Raw genomic sequence first — 17,714 nt, forward strand, 5'->3', positions numbered from 1 at the left:
CATGTTTATGCATCAACTTGCAAACCAATTACTGCGCCTTCTGGAGTCACGCAACGTGTTGTCGCGGATGACGCCCGGTGAAAGCGACCAAGCGATCAAGAGCCTCGGCATCGGTGGTTACCGGTACCTGAGGGTCGAACCCCGCAGTACGCCGACTGTCCGGGGTGATGATGCGCTGTGCAAGCGAGAGCACGAAGTCGGCGTGTGCGGCGGCGACAGCCAGCGGGCGTGCCAGTGCCTGCGCGAAGTCCCAACCGTGCACCACCAACTCGACCGACAGCACTCCCAACGCCAGGTGCGCAGGCATGACCCTGCCGGCGAACATCGCGTCGCCTTCCGTGCCCCGAGCGCGCCAGGCGTCGATCACCGAATTCGTGGTCTGCGAGATGCGTGTCCCGATGCCCGCGTTCTGCGTGACGAAAACCTGCGCCCCAGTCGCCTCGCCCACCATTGTCACAGTTCCCGCCAGATGATCCGCCAGCGCGGCCACATCGAATCCCGGGCAGGGCGTCGGCAATCGCACACTCTCGCCGACGGCGGCGGCCAGCACCGGGAGAATCGCAGCCAATGCCATTTCAGCGCTCGACAATTCGTTCATGCCGGTGATTCTCGCCGTGCATCGCGAAGCGCGGCATAAGTAATCTGACTGCCGGCCGCGGCGGACAACGCTTGCCAACCTGGCCAGATCACTTGGAAGACCGTCACGCCCGCCGCACGCCAAACGACGGTCACCGTGCGGATACCGCGATTCGGTCCGGGTTGATGTCCTGACGTGGTGACGGCATATCGGGCGTATCAGGTGACCGGACAGCGGCAATTCACCCTCGTGGAACGGGAACTTCGGGAGCCGGACCATGGGCAGGTCCGCATCCGCGTGTTGGCCTGCGGGGTGTGCCACAGCGACGTGCTCGCCGTGGAGGGGCAGCGAACCGACCCGCAGGAACCGGTGGTGCCGGGACATGAGGTGATCGGCATCATCGACGCTGTCGGCACCGGCGTCGATCCACGCTGGCAGGCCGGTGACCGCGTCGGAGTGGGGTTTCTCGGCGGGCAGTGCGGGCAGTGCGACTTCTGCCGCCGCGGAGACTTCGTCAACTGCAGTGATCAACCACAGCCGGGTACCACCACAGACGGCGGCTATGCCGAGATCATGTACGCCCGGTCCACCGGATTGGTCCGTGTCCCAGACGGTTTCGACGCGCTCACCGCAGCCCCGCTGCTCTGCGCGGGTGTCACAGTGTTCAACGCGATACGCGCCGCTGGGCCACCGCTGAACAGCTTGGTGGCGATCCAAGGCATCGGCGGGCTCGGCCATCTCGGCATCCAGTACGCAAAGAAGATGGGATTCCAGGTCGCCGCCGTCGCGCGCGGCACCGGGAAGGAGGAGCTGGCAAAGACATTGGGCGCCGACCATTTCATCGACAGCTCGACCGAACATGTCGCATCGACGCTCAACGCACTCGGCGGTGCCGCCGCCGTCATCGCGACGGCGTCGAGCGGACCGTCGATGGCAGGGTTGGTCGCCGGACTGCGGCCCCGCGGACGTTTGGTCGTTGTCGGGGCATCCCCCGAGCCGCTGCCTGTTCACACATCCGACCTGATCTTCGGGGGCCGCAGCATCCTCGGCAGTCTGACCGGTTCTGCGATCGACAACGAAGACAACCTGGCGTTCAGCCTCACGCACCAGATCGCGCCGCTCGTAGAGCCCATGCCTTTCACCGAAGCACCCCGTGCGTATGACCGGATGATGTCCGGCCGCGCCCGGTTCCGCGTGGTGCTCGACGTCGCCACCCCCGCCTGATCCGTTTCTGTCGCAAAGGAGTCACATTCATGGTCGCCACATACCGGAGCGTCGAGGTCACCGAACCCGGTGGTGCAATCACACTCACGGACCGGCTGGTGCACGAACCCGGCGACGGCGAGGTGTTGGTCCGCGTCGAAGCCTGCGGCGTGTGCCATTCGGACTCTCAGATCGCCGCGGGCCACCTGCCCGACACGGTCTTTCCGGTGACGCCCGGTCATGAGGTCGCCGGTCACATCGTGGCGGTCGGGCCCGGAGTGCTCGACTGGCAGATCGGCGACCGCGTCGCAGTCGGCTGGTTCGGGTATTACTGCGGGAGCTGTTCCCGCTGTCGCCGCGGTGATTTCGTGCACTGCACGCGCTCGAAGGTGACCGGGGCCGGGTTTCCGGGCGGCTATGCCGAGATGCTGCTCGTGCACCAGTCCGGACTGGCACGGATCCCCGACGCCCTCACCGCCGTCGAAGCCGCACCACTCGCGTGCGCCGGAGTGACGATGTTCAATTCGCTGCGCCACAGTGGTGCACGCCCAGGCGACGTGGTCGCCGTCTTGGGCATCGGCGGACTGGGTCACCTGGGCGTGCAGTTCGCCGCACACATGGGATTCCGGACCGTGGCCATCGCACGCGGCGCCGAAAAGGCCGATATGGCTTATCAATTGGGCGCTCACCATTACATCGATTCGACCGCCGCCGACGTGGCCGCCGAACTGCGCAAGCTCGGTGGCGCGCGGGTGGTGGCGGCGACGGCCACCAATCGGACCGCGATCAGCGTTGCGGGCGACGGCCTCGCGCCACACGGTGAGGTACTCACGCTTGCCGTGCTCGCCGAACCACTCGACATAACTCCGCTACAACTGATCAACGCCTCAGGCACCATTCATGGACATCCTGCCGGTACCGCAGCGGATACCGAAGACACCCTGGAATTCGCTGCCCTGCATGGCATTCGGCCGTGGGTTGAACCGATGCCGCTGCGGGATGCGGCCGCCGGTTACGACCGGATGATGCGCAATGAAGCGCGCTTTCGGGTGGTCCTGACGATGACCGACGCCGGGTAGTCGGTAGCGGCGGTGCCTCGCGTGGTTGCGCGGGCACCGCCCGCACCGGGCAATGCGCTCAGGCCAATAGTCCCAGTAGCTGGTTGAAGCACTCCGACATCGAAGGGTGCGTGTAGATCTCGTCGCGCAGTGCACGCGCGGTGATACCGTGCCGCATCGCCAGTGCGACGATGTTGATCACTTCCTGGGCGTCATGACACCACAGTGTGGCGCCGAGAATCTTGCCGGTGGTGGCATCGACGACGACCTTCATCATTCCTTCGGTCTGTTCGACGATACGTGCACGGGCCACGGTTGCGAGATTTGCGACCGGACTTGCGGCGACGAGGACGTCGTGACCCGCAATGCGCGCCTGCGACTCGGTCAATCCCACCCGGGCCAGCGGCGGGGTGAGGAAGAGACACGTAGGCACTGCCGTTCGCTGCGACGCCCGCCGCGGTTCATCGACCCCGGATAGCTGGTCGGCGACGATGCGGTAGTCATCGAGTGAGATATAGGTGAATTGGGGTCCCCCAGTGACATCACCGACGGCGAAGATGTGCGGCACGGTGGTTCGACGGTAGTCATCGACGACCACTGCACCCCTGTCGGTCGTCTCGACTCCCGCCCGGTCGAGGCGCAATGCAGCCGTGTTCGGGGTGCGCCCGAGCGCGACGAGAACAGTGTCGGCGTCGACACTCACCGGTCGTCCATCGCTCAGGTACCGAACACGAGCCATCGGCGCGGCTCCGGGACGGAGGATCGTCTGCACGTCGACGACATCGGCGCCGGTTTGGATATCTACGCCGCGCGCGAACAGCAGTGAACGCGCCATGTCCGCGATCTCAGGCTCCTCGCTTGCGAGCACTGCCGGATTCCTCTCGAGGACCGTGACCGAGCAGCCGAACGCGGCATACATCGACGCGAATTCGAGGCCGATGAATCCACCACCGAGAACGACGAGGCGTTCCGGGCGAGCCGCCTGATGCAACAGCTCGACGTTGGTGACGGCCACCGGACAAGCAGCCAGGCCGGGTATCTCCGCGGTGCCGGCGCGCGCCCCGGTTCCGATGACGATCTGACGAGCGCTCACCGTCACGGCACCTGCATCACAACTGACCTGCACCGTGTTGGCATCTACGAACATGGCGGTGCCGATCAGCACCGTGACCGACGGAATGCTTTCCAGTGCAGCGAGGTTGGCCGCACGAAGCCCCGCGGTCAACCGCTCTGTTGCGGCAACCGCTGCGGCATAAGCCAGTTCACCCGGGAGGTTTGTCGCGGCGTTCTTCTCGCCCTGATGGACCATCGACTTCGTCGGCACGCAACCGGTGTTGATGCAGGTGCCGCCGAACATCTGCGCCGCCTGCTCGACCAGGACCACCCGTTGGCCTGTCCGGCCGACGTCACCGGCCAGCGTCTTGCCACCCTTACCGAAACCGATGACGAGCAGATCGGCTTCGATCGCCGTGCTCTCCACGACGTCGGTTCCAGCTTCGTTCGCCATCACAGGGTCAACACCACCTTGCCGGTCCTGACGCGGTAGGACTGCGCCTGCCCGGCCTGTTCCAGCGGGAAGGTGGCCGCGATCGTCGGGACCAGCGCCCCGCGGCCGGCAAGCTCTGCCAGCGCAGTCATGCCCAGCCGGTCGGCCTCGACGAACAGTCCGGCCGGCCGGATACCTCGCGCGACAGCGTCGGCGACGACCTCCGGCAGAGACTGCGGCAGCGACGAGACCAGCGTGCCGCCGGGTTTGAGCACCTGCAGCGCCTTGCGCTGATAGTCGTTACCAATGAGGTCGAACACCACATCCACATCGCTGAGCACCGTCGCGAAATCGGTTGTGGTGTAGTCGATCACCTCATCGGCGCCGAGGCCGGTCACTATCTCGACGTTATCGGGTGACGCCAGTCCGATGACATACGCGCCGAATGCCTTGGCGATCTGCACCGCCAGATGTCCCACCCCGCCGGCCGGGGCGGTGATCAGCACCCGGGTGCCCTCTCCGATGCCGGCGGTGTCCACCAGTGCCTGGTAGGCCGTCAACCCGGCCAGCGGCAACGCGGCGGCCTGAACATGGTCGAGGTTCGCCGGTTTCGGCACGAACACCCGAGTCGGAGCGACGACATAGTCGGCATAGGCGCCGTGCCCCAGAGGGAATGGCAACAGGCCGAACACCTCGTCACCGGGCCGGTAGAGGGTGACGCCGAAACCCACGGCTTCGACAGTGCCGGACACATCCCAGCCCAGGACGAACGGTGTCGCCCCGACGAGTACCCCGCTCTGACGGTTCACCCCGTCAACCGGGTTCACACCGGCGGCGTGCACCCGGACCAGAATCTGCCCAATTCCTGGTGTAGGACGGTCGATCTCGACCACGTGTAGCACCTCGGGCCCGCCGAGTTCGTCCTGGCTGACAGCTCTCATGGCGCTCATCCCAGGAACCGGTTGACGTCGTGCGCGAAATCCGCGATGTGCTGGAACAGGAATCCGTGGCCGGCGTCGCTGTAGAGCACCACCTTGGCATCCGGCAGTTGCTGCGACATCGCGTAGGTCGCATAGGAATTGATCATCACGTCATGGGCACCGTTGACGACCAGCACCGGCAGCTTCAGTTCGGCCAGCCGCAGGTAGTAACCACCGAACGCGGCGATGGCACTCAACTGGGCCCGATAGGTGTCCCCTTGCACCGCGGCCTGGGACTGCAGCAACCGAGTGTCCAAGCGCCGCAATGAAGCCAGTCCGGCGGCACGACCCTGATCGGTTTCGGGGAAGAACAGGTACAGGTAGTCCTCATCGTCGTTGACGGGGTGGCCGAGAATCTCCCCCACCCGGGGCCCGGGGGCCGGCTGGTCCGGCACTCCTGCCGGCGTGCTGCCCGCGACCACCAGCCGACGCACCAATTCCGGTGCACGCAACGCAATGCCCTGGGCGACAATGCCACCCAACGACCATCCCAGCACGTCGACCTCGGTCAGCCCGAGCGCCCGGATGAACGCGATACCGCCGTCTGCAAGCCCGTCGATGGTGGTCGGCGCGGCACCGCTGGAGAGGCTGGTCCCCCGATTGTCGAAGACGATGACCTCACGTTCGGCGGCCAGCGCATCGAGCAGTTGTGGATCCCAATGGTCGACAGTTCCGCGCAGGCGCATGCACAGCACCAGCGGGACTCCGCCGGTCCTCCCGAATCGGCGGTAGTGGAAACGTTCGCCGTCAGGGCCCCCGACGAAGCGATCCTCTGCTTGATCGGACAAATATGTCATGGGCATTCCCTTCAGTTGACGGTGATATCGGTCAGTTCGATGGACACCACGAGTTGCTCCGGTAGCGGGTGGTTGTCGGCGTCGCGGACGTAGATCATCCGGGTGCGTGGGATGACCAGACCGCCGATCTCATCGAAATCCGAAACGTAGTGAGCGCCCGGGGATCCCCCGGCAATGTCGACCTGGTAGTCGCGACGTCGAATCAGTCCGTCGGAATCGATGTACAGGATCTGGTGGGGACTGTGGGTGGCGATCGCGTCGGGGTAGTCGACGTGCAGGGTGCGCCATTGCTGGCCGTCCTCGGTCCAGGATTCGCCCTCTGCGGTACGCACACCGGGAAAGGTGAGATTGAACGGCTCGGCCGTGTAGGTCCACATGGCGTACCCCGTGAAGTACGCCAATTGCAATGTGCTCCAAGGTGTTTCGAGAGTATGCCCGGCGAACGATGCTCTGGGATCGTCGAGCATCTCGACGATGTCCCCGGCTGTTGTCTCGATACCGACCCGTTGCGGCGTGTAGGCGGTCTTCAAATCGGGCGCAGTGAAAGGCGACAGCGAGGTGCGTTGGTCTTTGATCCAGACCGTGATCTCACCGTCGTCGACGATGCCAGGTACGGCCTTGATGTCCCAGATGGCGCCCCCGAACCGTTTGCGCGCGGTGACCGAGGTCAACTCCCGCCAACGGTCGACGCCGCCGTAGGCATTCAGCACAGAGGTGAGCAGGTCGGTCATGAATTCTCCTTAGCGGCCGAGGAATTGGCGGACGTGCTGGCCGAACTCGACCGGATACTGGTCGAGGAATCCGTGGTCTGCATCGGGATAGATGCGCAGTTGGGCGCCGCGGATCCTCTCGGCCAACAAGTAACTGTTCTTGGTCGACATCATGGTGTCGTTGTCGCCGTTGGCGACAAGCGTCGGTTGGGTGATGGCCGAAAGCCGTTCCAGCTTCGACGATTCCGGTATGCCCCAAGTCATCAGCGCCTGGTACTGCGCGTCACGACAGGCCAGAGTGGTTTCGGCGTCACGGTCGGTGTCTCGAGCGTGGGTGCGCGCCAGGTACTCCCAACCGCGCTGGACGCTCTTCTCGGAGCCGGAAAAGAAGAGCGCGATGAATCCTTCGGCGGTGATCTCGTCGGCACAGGCGTAGGCGTAGACGTCCTCGGACCACCTGTGCAGATCGGGAGCACCCTGCGGCGCCGTGCCGGCGAGCACCAGCCGGCGCGGCAATCGCGGACGCACCAGCGCGATCTCCTGGGCGATGTGACCGCCGAGTGAAAAACCGAGCAGATCAACGGATTTCAGGCCGAGCGCGTCGATGAACCGGAGGGCGCCGCGCGCCATGTCCGCGATGTTGTCGGGTGTGGCGCCAGTGGAGCCTCCGACGCCGCACAGGTCGACGGTGATCACCTCACGGTCGGCCGCGAGCACGTCCAGGAATGCTGGGTCCCAGTAATCGAGATTGCCGCGAAAATGCTGAAGCAGCACCAGCGGCGGCACCGTGGCCGAAGGACCACCGAAGCGCCGGTAGGCGAACCGTTCACCGTCGACCTCGATGTCCAGGTTGGCGGCGTGCGCAGCGCCCACCGCGGTGGAGGCTTCCGTCATGTGGTGTCTCCCTGCTGTCGTCGTTGTCACCAGCCTGCGTTCTCGGCCCGGCTCCCGGTATCCGTCAATTGACTACGGGGGTATGCGGACGAGGGCCCGCGTGGCGCGATGGTCGTTTGACTGATGGCCGCGTCTGACAGCTGAGGCCAGACTGGCACCCATGCCATTCATCGAGGGCTCCGACGGGGCGCAGCTGTACTACAAGGACTGGGGATCCGGGCCGGCGGTGGTCTTCAGTCATGGCTGGCCGCTCAGCGCCGACGCGTGGGATGTGGAACTGAAACTCCTCGCCGACAACGGTTTCCGTGCCATCGCCCACGACCGTCGGGGGCACGGCCGGTCCGAGCAGACGTGGTCTGGCAACGATATGGACACCTACGCCGCAGACCTGGCGGCGCTGATCAACGGACTCCGATTGTCCGACGTCGTCGTTGTGGGGCATTCCACCGGAGGTGGCGAGGTGGTGCGGTACGCGGCACGCCACGGCGCCGGTCGGGTGCGCAAGGTGATCACGGTCGGCGCGGTGCCACCGGTGATGGTGGCATCAGCAGAAAACCCCGAGGGCACACCGCTGTCGGTGTTCGACGACATCCGGGCCCGCGTACTGGACAACCGATCCGGGTACTGGCGGGAACTCGCGGTGGCGTTCTACGGTTTCAACCGAGACGGTGCCACCGTCTCCCAGGGACTGATCGACCATTTCTGGCTCCAGGGCATGCAGGCGGGACTCGCATCGGCGTACGACTGCGTCAAGGCGTTCTCGGAAACCGACCTGACCGCGGATCTGCGGGCCCTCGAAGCGCCGATCCTGATCGCCCACGGCGACGACGATCAGATCGTCCCGATCCACGATGCGGCGTCGAAATCGATCGAGCTGGTGCGGTACGGCACCCTACGGGTGTATCCGGGCGCCCCCCACGGTATTCACGGCGACTACCAGCAACAGCTGAATCGCGATCTGCTGGACTTCATTCGGAGTTGAGCGAGTCGATGAGTGCCACGTCACGGGTAGGTACAGCGATGCCGTCGTGCCGACGGAAGACCACCAGTGCATGCTCGCCGGTGGATTTCTCGATGAACCGGTAGCCGCTGCGCTTGGTGGTGACCCGGTGTTTGCGACCCCACTGCCCCATCGCGGCGAGCACTGTCACCAGATCATGTCCGGCGTCGGTGAGCACGTAGCGACTGCGCGTGCGCTCGCCGGGCTCCCGATAATCCTCGACCTCCAGGATGCCGGCGGCCACCAACTCGGCCAGCCGCGCGCTGAGTACATCGGAGGCCACCCCGAGCTGCTCGCGGAATTCGGAGAACCGGGACCGCCCCAGCAATGCCTCGCGGGCGATCAGGATGGCCCACCGCTGCCCCAGCACCGCCATCGTGCGGGCTATCGGGCAGGCGTCGTCGGACCACGGGTCGGTGCGCATCCTCACACCATACCTAGGTTGGCAATGCCAATTCAGGCTGCTAGCTTGGCAACGGTGATAATCGGTCGGTCAACCGAGTTGTCAAGCGTCACCGACACGCTCGCCGCGATCTCCACAAGTGGCGCAGCGCTTGTCGTCGACGGTGAGGCCGGTATCGGCAAGTCCACGTTGCTATCGGCGATCGCCGACTGGGCGGTGGCCAACGGCTACAGCAGGCTGGGCTGTTCGGGCCTGCAGAGCCAGAGCGAAGTGGGTTTCGCCGGCATCCACGAACTCATCCACCCGGTGCTCGACCACACCCCGGCATTACCACCCCGCCAGCGCACGGCCCTGCTGACCGCTTTTGGCCTGGCCGAAGGCCCGACGCCAGATCGGCTGATGGTCAGCCTGGCGGTACTCGGACTCCTCGAAGAATCGGCGAGCCGACGCCGAATCGTCCTGATCATCGATGACGTCCAGTGGCTGGACCAGTCTTCGCTGGAGGTTCTGGCGTTCGTGGCGCGCCGGCTCAGTAATGCACCGCTGATGATGTTGTGCGCCGAACGTACGGGGCTCGATGGCGCCACCGCATATCTGGACGGTCTGCCTCGATTGTCATTGGGTCCCTTGGCTCCCGAACATGCCCGTCAACTGTTGAGCACCACCGCCCAGGACGCAGACGCCCTGCTCCAGCAACGGGTACTCGAGCAGGCAGGCGGCAACCCGCTGGCAGTCATCGAACTGTCCGGCGCCCTGAGCGAGCGCGGCAGCAGCGCCACCTTCTCCGGTGAGCCGCTGCCCACGACCCGCCGGGTCGAACGAGCTTTCCTGTCCCAGCTCGACGATCTGACCGACAACGGCCGCCTGCTGCTGCTATTGATCTCGGCCAGTGATGGCCAGCTACGTGACATCGACGTCGCAGCTGATCTTCTCGGCCTGGTACTCACCGATGAATTGGCCCCGCTGGAGCGGGCGGGCCTGATCAGGGCGGGCGGCGACCGGATCCACGTCCGCCATCCGTTGATCCGATCGACGGTCTATGGCGCAGCTCCGCTGTCCACGAGGACAGTCGTCCACCGGGCACTCGCCGACGCGACGGTGGACCTGGTCCGCGCGGCATGGCACCGCGCGGAAGCCACATTCGGCACCGATGAGCAAGTTGCCACAGCTTTGGAAGGCGCCGCGCGGCACGCCCATGCGCGCGGCGCCGGCGCCGAATCCGCCGCGGCCCTGCGCCGGGCGGCCGTGCTGTCCCCAGAACCGTCTTCTCGGGTGCGCCGGTTGACCGAAGCGGCCGAGATCGCCCGCAGCTCCGGACTGACCGCCGAGTCCATCAGCATTCTCGGCGAAGCCGAGAATCTCGGTGCCAAGCATTGCAGCGCAGAGCAATTGGCCATCACCCGATTCGTCCTCAATGCGACCGCTGCGCTATCGGGCCAGTCGGCGACCGAACTCGTGGCGCTCGCCGGCAAGTTCACGGACGGCGACGCCGCACAGCGTCGGTTGCTGTGGGCTGCAGCCATCGAGTGCCGCATGCACGGCCTCGCCGAGGAGCCCCGTCGCGACATCGTCGCGGCCATCAGCCGCCTCGATCGCGGCGCGGACGATCCGGCGGTATGCATGGCAATGGCGTTGCTGGACGACACCGGCGCGGGTCAGGCCCTACGCACCCGTCTGCCCCGGTTCGTAAACGAGGTTGCCGACGACCCCTTGCTGTTGATGGCGCTCGGGTTCGCCGCCGAGGCGGTCGCCGACCGCACGCATGCCATGCAGTGCTGGAAGCTGGTCCAGAGCAGGTCCAGGACCTCAGGGTCAGCCGCCGACGAATGCGAGAGTCAGCGCGGCGCGTCGCACCTGCTGTTGCAAGAGGGCCGAATCCAGGCCGCGGCCATCGCGGCCGAGAATGCGCTGCGGCTGGCCCGGGACATCAAGCTACCGATGACCGCGGCCTCGGCGGCGGCCACCCTGGCCCGGGTGCAGGTATGGCAGGGCCGGTTCGACCAGGCCCACGAGACCATAGCCACCGCGCGTCGACTGCTGGCTCCCGATCCCGCGATCCTGTGGCATGACGACGCGCACTGGGCAGCGGGCCTGTTGTCACTGTTTACCGCCGATCCGGCCGAGGCATTGGGACACCTACTGAAAATGTCCGGGCACAGGACATCCCAGCGGTGGGCCGTCGCCGATCTCGCCGAGGCCGCGGCCGGCAGCGACCGAGCCGAACTGGTGCGACCGCTGCTCGCGGAGATCGAGGATCAGGCGCGACAGCTGGGGACCGGCCTGGAGTTGATGCTCGCGCATCGCGCACACGCGCTGTTGGCCCAGACCGATGATGCGGCACAGGACCATTTTCTGGCAGCTCTGACCGCCGGAGATGACGCGGATGCCGAACTCGAAACGGCCCGAACGCATCTGGCATATGGGCAATGGCTGCGCAGACAGCGCCGGATCACCGAGGCGCGCACCCATCTGTCGTCGGCGCTGGCCGTATTCGACGCCGCCGGCGCGGCACCGTTCGTCGATCGGGCCGCCGCCGAGCTGCGTGCGGCAGGCGTGGCCACCCCTGCCGGGACTCCGCGTCAGGGCCCGGCTTCCGACCTGACCTCCCAAGAACTTCAGATCGCTCAGTTGGCCGCCGCAGGGCTGACCAACAGGGAGATCGCCGACCGCATCTACGTTTCACACCGAACCGTTGCGGCCCACCTTTACAAGATGTTCCCCAAGCTCGGCATCACCAACCGCAATCAACTGCACACCGTGTTGGGCCAACAACAATGATCTGACCGATGCCTACGATGCGCACGCAGCTCCGGCGAGCGGCCCCAAAATGCACGCCGCAGGCGGCGTGTCTGCGTACAAACACGCCCGCTCGCGGGAAGTTGAACTAGCGGCGGTGCTCGGCGCCGAGGCGCTCGGTGGCCAGGGCCACGGCGGCGTCGCGGGCCGCGCTGGCCTCGTCCTCGGTGAGCGTCCGGTCGGGCGCCCGGAACCGCAGGGCCAGGGTCAGGGACTTGCGACCCTCCCCGATCTGCGGGCCGGTGTAGACGTCGAACAGCCGTGCGTCCTCCAGCAGGTCGCCGGCGCCTTCACGCACGACGTCGACCACGGCCTGGGCGGCCACATCGTCGGCGACGATCAGGCTGACGTCCTGGAAGACCGCCGGGTACGGCGACACCGACGGCACGATGGCGCGCTCGACGACCGGGATGGCATCCAGGTTCAGCTCGACGGCGCACGTGCCCTTCGGCAGGCCGGTGCGCTCGATGACGGCCGGGTGCAACTGGCCGGCGTAGCCGACAACGGTGTCACCGACGAGCACCTCGGCGCAGCGTCCCGGGTGCCACGGCAGTTCCTGTGCCGCGCGCAGCGTCACGTCGACGCCGCAGGCCCGGGCGATGATCTGCACGGTCTCCAGGGCGTCGGTGGCCTCGACCGCACGACCCGGGCCCCACGGGCCCGCCGGCTCACGCAGGCCCGTCAGGACGGCGGCGACGTGCAGCGGCTGGTACGGCAGCGCCTCGTCGATCGCGGCCAGTTCGGCGTCGGTCGGACGCCGGTCCACCGGGATGGGCGCGAGCGCCTTGGTGTGCGGCGTGGCCTGGACGACCTGCTCGATACCGAACAGGGCGACGTCGGCCGCACCGCGAGACACGTTGCGTACCAACGCCTCCAGCAGGCCGGGCAGCAGCGTGGTGGCCAGCGCGGGCCGGTCGGCCTCGAGCGGGTTGAGCACCGAGATGGTGGCGCGGCGCGGGTCGTCGGCCGGCAGGCCCCAGGCGTCCAGCACGCCGGCGGGCAGGAACGGTGTCGGCAACACCTCGACGAAACCGCCCAGCGCCAACGACTTACCGATGGCACGACGGCGCTGCTGCGCCGCCGTCAGACCGCGGCCGGCGGGCGCCTGCGGCAGCACCGACGGGATGGCATCGAGCCCTTCGAGCCGCAGCACCTCCTCGACCAGATCGGCGGGCTGCTTCATATCGGGCCGCCAGCTCGGCGGCACGACGGTGGCGGTCGCGCCGGACACCGTGACGTGCGCGCCGATCTGCATGAGGCGGCGGGCCGTGGTGCCGTCCGGGTAGCTGACGCCGGCGACGCGGTCGGGCAGGTCGACGGAGATGGTCACCGGCGGCTGCGACCAGTCCGGCGCGGTGTGCTCGGCACGCCAGTCGGTGAGCGTGGGTTCGACGGTGCCACCGGCGATCTCGGCCAGCAGCGCGGCGCAACGGTCCAGCGCGGCGCGGGAGATCGCCGGGTCGACGCTGCGCTCGTAGCGGCGGCTGGCCTCGCTCACGAGGTGCAGGCGGCGCTGGGTGCGCGACACCGCGGCCGGGTCCCAGACCGCCGCTTCCAGCAGCACGTCGGTGGTGGTGTCGCGGACCTCGGTGGTACCGGCGCCCATCACGCCGCCGATGGCCGCGGTGGCCACGTCGTCGACGATCAGCACGTCGCCCGGATCCAGTTTGCGCTCGACATCATCGAGGGTGACGACGGTCTCCCCCGGCTTCGCGAAGCGCACGTCGAAGCCACCGGTGATCAGCTTGCGATCGTGGGCGTGCATCGGGTGGCCGAGCTCGAGCATCACGTAGTTGGTGACGTCGACGGCCGGTGAGATGGCGCGGATGCCGGACAGCAGCAGGCGGCGCTGCAGCCACCACGGCGACACCGCGGCCGGGTCGATGCCGACGACCGGACGCAGCCCGAAACGCTGCACGCCGGTGCCCGGCTGGACCGTCAGCGGCCAGGCCTCGCCCTCGGCGGGCAGGGGCGGCACGTCGGCGGGGTCGACGAAATCCAGGTCGAAGGCGCAGGCGATCTCGCGTGCCATGCCGCGGATGGAGAGGCAGTAGCCGCGGTCCGGGGTGATGGCGAGGTCGAACACCACGTCGTCCAGCCCCAGCACCTCGGCGCCCGACGCACCGGGCTCGGCGGTGCCCGGGGGCAGCACGATGATGCCGGAATGGTCGGAGCCGAAGTTCAATTCGGCCGCCGAGCAGATCATGCCGTCGGACACCCGGCCGTAGGTCTTGCGCGTGGCGATCTTGAAGTCACCGGGCAGCACGGTGCCCGGGAGCGCCGCGACCACGAGGTCGCCGACAGCGAAGTTCCGTGCCCCGCAGACGATGTCGCGCGGCTCGGCTTCACCCACGTCGACCTTGCAGGCGCGGATGGGCTTCTTGAACTCGGTCAGTTCCTCGATCTCGACGACGCGGCCGACCGTCAGCGGACCGGTGACCGGCCCGGCGGCGATGACGTCCTCGACCTCGTGGCCGATCCGGATGAAGGCCTGTTCCAGTTCCTCCGGCGACACGTCCCAGCCGGGAGCCCCGGCCTGGACCGCTTCCCGCAGCCAGCTGTAGGGAATACGCATCAGGCACCCACCCCGAACGGCAGGGAGAAGCGCACGTCGCCCTCCACCATGTCGCGCATGTCGGGAATTCCGTTGCGGAACTGCAGGGTTCGCTCCAATCCCATGCCGAAGGCGAATCCGGAGTATTCGTCGGGGTCGATGCCGCAGGCCCGCAGCACGTTCGGGTTGACCATGCCGCAGCCGCCCCACTCCACCCAACCGGGGCCGCCCTTCTTGTCCGGGAACCAGACGTCGACCTCGGCCGACGGCTCGGTGAACGGGAAGAAGTGCGGACGGAACCGGGTGCGGCCCTCGGGGCCGAACTGGGCGCGCGCGAGGGCATCCAGGGTCCCGCGCAGGTTGGCCATGGTCAGGCCCTTGTCGACGGCCAGCCCCTCGACCTGGTGGAACACCGGGGTGTGGGTGGCGTCGAGTTCGTCGGTGCGGAAGGTGCGGCCGATCGACACGATGTAGACGGGCAGTTCGCGTTCCAGCAGGGCCCGGATCTGCACCGGCGACGTGTGGGTGCGCAGCACCTGTCGCGAGCCGTCGGGCGCGATGTGGAAGGTGTCCTGCTCGCTGCGCGCGGGGTGGTCCGGCGGGAAGTTCAGCGCGTCGAAGTTGAACTGTTCGGTCTCGACCTCGGGACCTTCGGCCAGTTCCCAGCCCATCGCCACGAAGGTGTCGGCGACGTTCTCGGCCAGGATCGTGATGGGGTGCCGGGCACCGATGGGCTGCCGCGTCGTCGGCAGCGTCACGTCGATGCGCTCGGCCACCAGGGCGGCGGCATCGCGCTCGGCGCGCAGCACCACGATGCGGTCGTCGTACGCCTGCTGCGCGGCGCTGCGCGCGACGTTGACGCGCTTGCCGGCGTCGGCCCGGTCCTCCTTGGCCAAACTGCCCAGTGCCTGACGGGCCAGCGCGATGGGCGATTTGTCGCCGAGGTGCTCGGTCTTGGCGCGAGCCAGAGCGTCCAGGTCAGCGGCCTGGTCGAAGGCGAGACGAGCGGCCTCGACCGCCGCGGTCAATGCTGCTTCCGATAGTTCTTCACCCTGCTCAGCCACCCGGAGATCATAGCGACGAGCGTCGCGCCCACCGCACTCGCCGGGACCGGCAGACCCTAGGCTTCGGCGAGCTCCCCGTCATCGGGTTCGGTTCCGGCGTCCTTGCGCGGCCTGATCCAGTACATCGCGAGGTCCTCGGGCACGCCCGATGTCTTCGGGCCGAACAGCTGCTTGCGCACCTTCTTGGGCGTCACGCCGAGGGCGTCCAGGTACTGCTGGTCGATCCGGTCGAGCGTGGACTGCGAGATGATCAGCCCGCCCTTGGTGGCCCGCTCCATGACGCGCGCCGCGATGTTGACGTCGACACCGAGCAGGTCCGACCCGATGCGCTGCGGCCGCCCGGTGTGAATGCCGGCCCGCATCTTGGGGTGATAGCCGTCGATCTCGACTTCCTTCAGGGCATCGAGCGCGCGGATGACCGACCGCAGCGCGGTCACCGGATTGCTGAACACGGCCATGGACCCGTCGCCCATGCGTTTGACGATGTGGCCGCCCGATTCCAGCAGCGGCGGTTCGAACACCTGGGCCACGCGACGCAGCAGCCGGAGCGTGGTCTCGTCGCCGACGCTCAGCGACCATTTGGAGAAGCCGACGAGATCGGTGAAGACGATGGTCACCTCGGGGTTCGCGGGCCGGCCCGACACACGTTCGGTCAGGGCCTGCCACACCTGCAGGCCGGCGAGACTCACCTCGTGGGACGCCCCGCCGCGTGGCAGAAGCCGATCGGCGGCGCGGGCCGCGGCGCTGGGGCCACCGACACCGGCCACCGACAGCGGATCACCGAAATCGGGGTCGCCGGGCAGGGCACGACGTGCCCGCCTGATGAATCCGATTACAGCCGGACTGTGATTGGTGTTCTGCAACCACCCCAACGGTCCACTTGATCCTGGCCCCGCGTGTGACGCCGGGCCGATCTCTCCCACACCGTCGGATCGTTCTTCGAACGATTCGACTTCCACGACGCCACCCTAGGTGGCGGCCCGCGGCACCGGCAACGACCGTGGCCGCGCGTCGGAAAACTGGCTGGTCACTGAGTTATGGCGACCCGATGGACGCTCTGTAACGGTCCCGGCAACACCATCGTCAAATCGTGGACAACATACGTTGTCACGATTATCGTGGCGACACAGAACCCTCGGTATCAACGTTGAGCGAGGACACCATGACCCCACGGACGACACCCGCCGCCGAACCCCTCGGGCCGGATTCGCTGACCTGGAAGTACTTCGGCGACTTGCGCACCGGCATCCTCGGCGTGTGGATCGGCGCGATCCAGAATATGTATCCCGAACTGGGGGCCGGCGTGGAGGATCATTCGATCCTGCTGCGGGAGCCGTTGCAGCGGGTCGCGCGCTCGGTGTACCCGATCATGGGAGTGGTCTACGACGGTGACCGCGCCGCCGACACGGGCGCCCAGATCCGCGGCTATCACGAGACCATCAAGGGCGTCGACCACGACGGCCGCCGCTACCACGCGCTCAATCCCGAGACGTTCTACTGGGCGCACGCGACGTTCTTCATGCTGATCCTCAAGACCGCCGAGTACTTCTGCGGCGGGTTGACCGAGGCCGAGAAACGCCAGCTGTTCGACGAGCACGTGCAGTGGTACCGCATGTACGGCATGAGCATGCGGCCGGTCCCGGAGACCTGGGAGGACTTCCAAACCTATTGGGAACACAAGTGTTCCGAAGAGCTGGAGATCAACCGGGCCACGCTCGACATCTTCACCATCCGAATCCCCAAGCCGTGGTTCGTGCTGATGCCCACCCCGGTGTGGGACCAGATGTTCAGGCCTCTCGTGGCCGGGCAGCGCTGGGTTGCGGCCGGTGTGTTCGACCCCGCCGTCCGGGAACGGGCCGGCATGCGCTGGACACCCGGCGATGAAGTGGTGCTGCGGCTGCTGGGCAAGGCCGTCGAGCTCGCCTTCCTCGCCGTCCCCGATGAAATCCGTTTGCACCCAAGAGCATTGGCGGCGTATCGCCGGGCCGCCGGGCGCGTGCCGGCCGACGCGCCACTGGTCGAGGCGCCGGGATTCATGGCCCCGCCGAAAGACCGCTGGGGCCTGCCGATGCATTATGTCCCACGTCACAAGTCGTTGATGGAGCGCGCCGGGTCACTGGTGCACACCACGTTCTCGTTGGCCGGTCTGCGTCCCGCGCGGAACCGTTCAGTGTCCGGAAAGGCTGCCTGAA

15 protein-coding genes are annotated in these 17,714 nt (G+C 67.1%); 5 read left to right on the forward strand and 10 right to left on the reverse strand.

Going from position 1 to position 17,714, the window contains the following annotated elements:
• Positions 1-46: 46 nt before the first annotated feature.
• A complete protein-coding gene (locus ACZ5IQ_RS17380; RefSeq protein WP_464480043.1) occupies positions 47-598 on the reverse strand; it encodes a TIGR03086 family metal-binding protein in 552 nt (183 codons plus the stop codon).
• A 174-nt stretch (positions 599-772) separates the two neighbouring features.
• Here ACZ5IQ_RS17380 and ACZ5IQ_RS17385 point away from each other — a divergent pair, with 174 nt between their 5' ends.
• Both ACZ5IQ_RS17385 and ACZ5IQ_RS17390 read left to right on the forward strand, forming a co-directional pair.
• Complete coding sequence (locus tag ACZ5IQ_RS17385) at positions 773-1,801, forward strand: zinc-binding dehydrogenase (protein WP_061010623.1); 1,029 nt, start codon at positions 773-775, stop codon at positions 1,799-1,801.
• Between the two features lie 29 nt (positions 1,802-1,830).
• Positions 1,831-2,859 carry an alcohol dehydrogenase gene (locus ACZ5IQ_RS17390; protein ID WP_212814124.1) on the forward strand — a complete coding sequence of 343 codons (1,029 nt, stop codon included), beginning with the start codon at positions 1,831-1,833 and terminating at the stop codon, positions 2,857-2,859.
• Between the two features lie 58 nt (positions 2,860-2,917).
• On the opposite strand, the gene ACZ5IQ_RS17395 is transcribed toward ACZ5IQ_RS17390, so the two are convergent.
• The 5 genes from ACZ5IQ_RS17395 to ACZ5IQ_RS17415 are packed head-to-tail and all read right to left on the reverse strand — an operon-like array spanning position 2,918 to position 7,705.
• Positions 2,918-4,345 carry a dihydrolipoyl dehydrogenase family protein gene (locus ACZ5IQ_RS17395; protein ID WP_212814122.1) on the reverse strand — a complete coding sequence of 476 codons (1,428 nt, stop codon included), beginning with the start codon at positions 4,343-4,345 and terminating at the stop codon, positions 2,918-2,920.
• Positions 4,345-5,265, reverse strand: coding sequence for an NADP-dependent oxidoreductase (locus tag ACZ5IQ_RS17400; RefSeq protein ID WP_061007340.1), 921 nt, complete (start codon positions 5,263-5,265; stop codon positions 4,345-4,347). The genes ACZ5IQ_RS17395 and ACZ5IQ_RS17400 overlap by 1 nt, the downstream gene beginning before the upstream one ends.
• A 5-nt stretch (positions 5,266-5,270) precedes the next feature.
• The gene (locus ACZ5IQ_RS17405) at positions 5,271-6,101 is read right to left on the reverse strand and encodes an alpha/beta fold hydrolase (RefSeq protein WP_061007341.1); all 831 of its coding nucleotides are present in this window, start codon (positions 6,099-6,101) and stop codon (positions 5,271-5,273) included.
• A gap of 11 nt (positions 6,102-6,112) precedes the next feature.
• A complete protein-coding gene (locus tag ACZ5IQ_RS17410; protein ID WP_061007335.1) occupies positions 6,113-6,832 on the reverse strand; it encodes a hypothetical protein in 720 nt (239 codons plus the stop codon).
• Positions 6,833-6,841: 9 nt separating this feature from the next.
• Positions 6,842-7,705 carry an alpha/beta fold hydrolase gene (locus tag ACZ5IQ_RS17415; protein WP_464480044.1) on the reverse strand — a complete coding sequence of 288 codons (864 nt, stop codon included), beginning with the start codon at positions 7,703-7,705 and terminating at the stop codon, positions 6,842-6,844.
• 160 nt (positions 7,706-7,865) lie between these two features.
• Here ACZ5IQ_RS17415 and ACZ5IQ_RS17420 point away from each other — a divergent pair, with 160 nt between their 5' ends.
• Complete coding sequence (locus tag ACZ5IQ_RS17420) at positions 7,866-8,687, forward strand: alpha/beta fold hydrolase (RefSeq protein ID WP_061007337.1); 822 nt, start codon at positions 7,866-7,868, stop codon at positions 8,685-8,687.
• Here the strand turns inward: ACZ5IQ_RS17420 and ACZ5IQ_RS17425 are convergent.
• Entirely contained in the window at positions 8,674-9,129 is a 456-nt protein-coding gene (locus tag ACZ5IQ_RS17425) for a winged helix-turn-helix transcriptional regulator (RefSeq protein ID WP_061007338.1), read from the reverse strand. The genes ACZ5IQ_RS17420 and ACZ5IQ_RS17425 overlap by 14 nt on opposite strands.
• Before the next feature lie 24 nt (positions 9,130-9,153).
• Here ACZ5IQ_RS17425 and ACZ5IQ_RS17430 point away from each other — a divergent pair, with 24 nt between their 5' ends.
• Positions 9,154-11,886, forward strand: coding sequence for an ATP-binding protein (locus ACZ5IQ_RS17430; RefSeq protein ID WP_464481480.1), 2,733 nt, complete (start codon positions 9,154-9,156; stop codon positions 11,884-11,886).
• Between the two features lie 106 nt (positions 11,887-11,992).
• On the opposite strand, the gene pheT is transcribed toward ACZ5IQ_RS17430, so the two are convergent.
• The 3 genes from pheT to ACZ5IQ_RS17445 are packed head-to-tail and all read right to left on the reverse strand — an operon-like array spanning position 11,993 to position 16,481.
• On the reverse strand, positions 11,993-14,479 hold the full coding sequence (pheT, locus tag ACZ5IQ_RS17435) for a phenylalanine--tRNA ligase subunit beta (RefSeq protein ID WP_406802541.1): 2,487 nt from the start codon (positions 14,477-14,479) through the stop codon (positions 11,993-11,995).
• Entirely contained in the window at positions 14,479-15,522 is a 1,044-nt protein-coding gene (pheS, locus tag ACZ5IQ_RS17440; RefSeq protein ID WP_212814116.1) for a phenylalanine--tRNA ligase subunit alpha, read from the reverse strand. The genes pheT and pheS overlap by 1 nt, the downstream gene beginning before the upstream one ends.
• Before the next feature lie 56 nt (positions 15,523-15,578).
• Positions 15,579-16,481 (reverse strand): adenylate/guanylate cyclase domain-containing protein, encoded by a 903-nt coding sequence (locus tag ACZ5IQ_RS17445; protein ID WP_212814114.1) that lies wholly within the window; start codon positions 16,479-16,481, stop codon positions 15,579-15,581.
• A gap of 203 nt (positions 16,482-16,684) precedes the next feature.
• Here ACZ5IQ_RS17445 and ACZ5IQ_RS17450 point away from each other — a divergent pair, with 203 nt between their 5' ends.
• Positions 16,685-17,713: an oxygenase MpaB family protein gene (locus tag ACZ5IQ_RS17450; RefSeq protein ID WP_212814112.1), complete on the forward strand. Its 1,029-nt coding sequence runs from the start codon at positions 16,685-16,687 to the stop codon at positions 17,711-17,713.
• Position 17,714 lies beyond the last annotated feature (1 nt).

It is taken from the genome of Mycobacterium toneyamaense, from assembly GCF_055384815.1.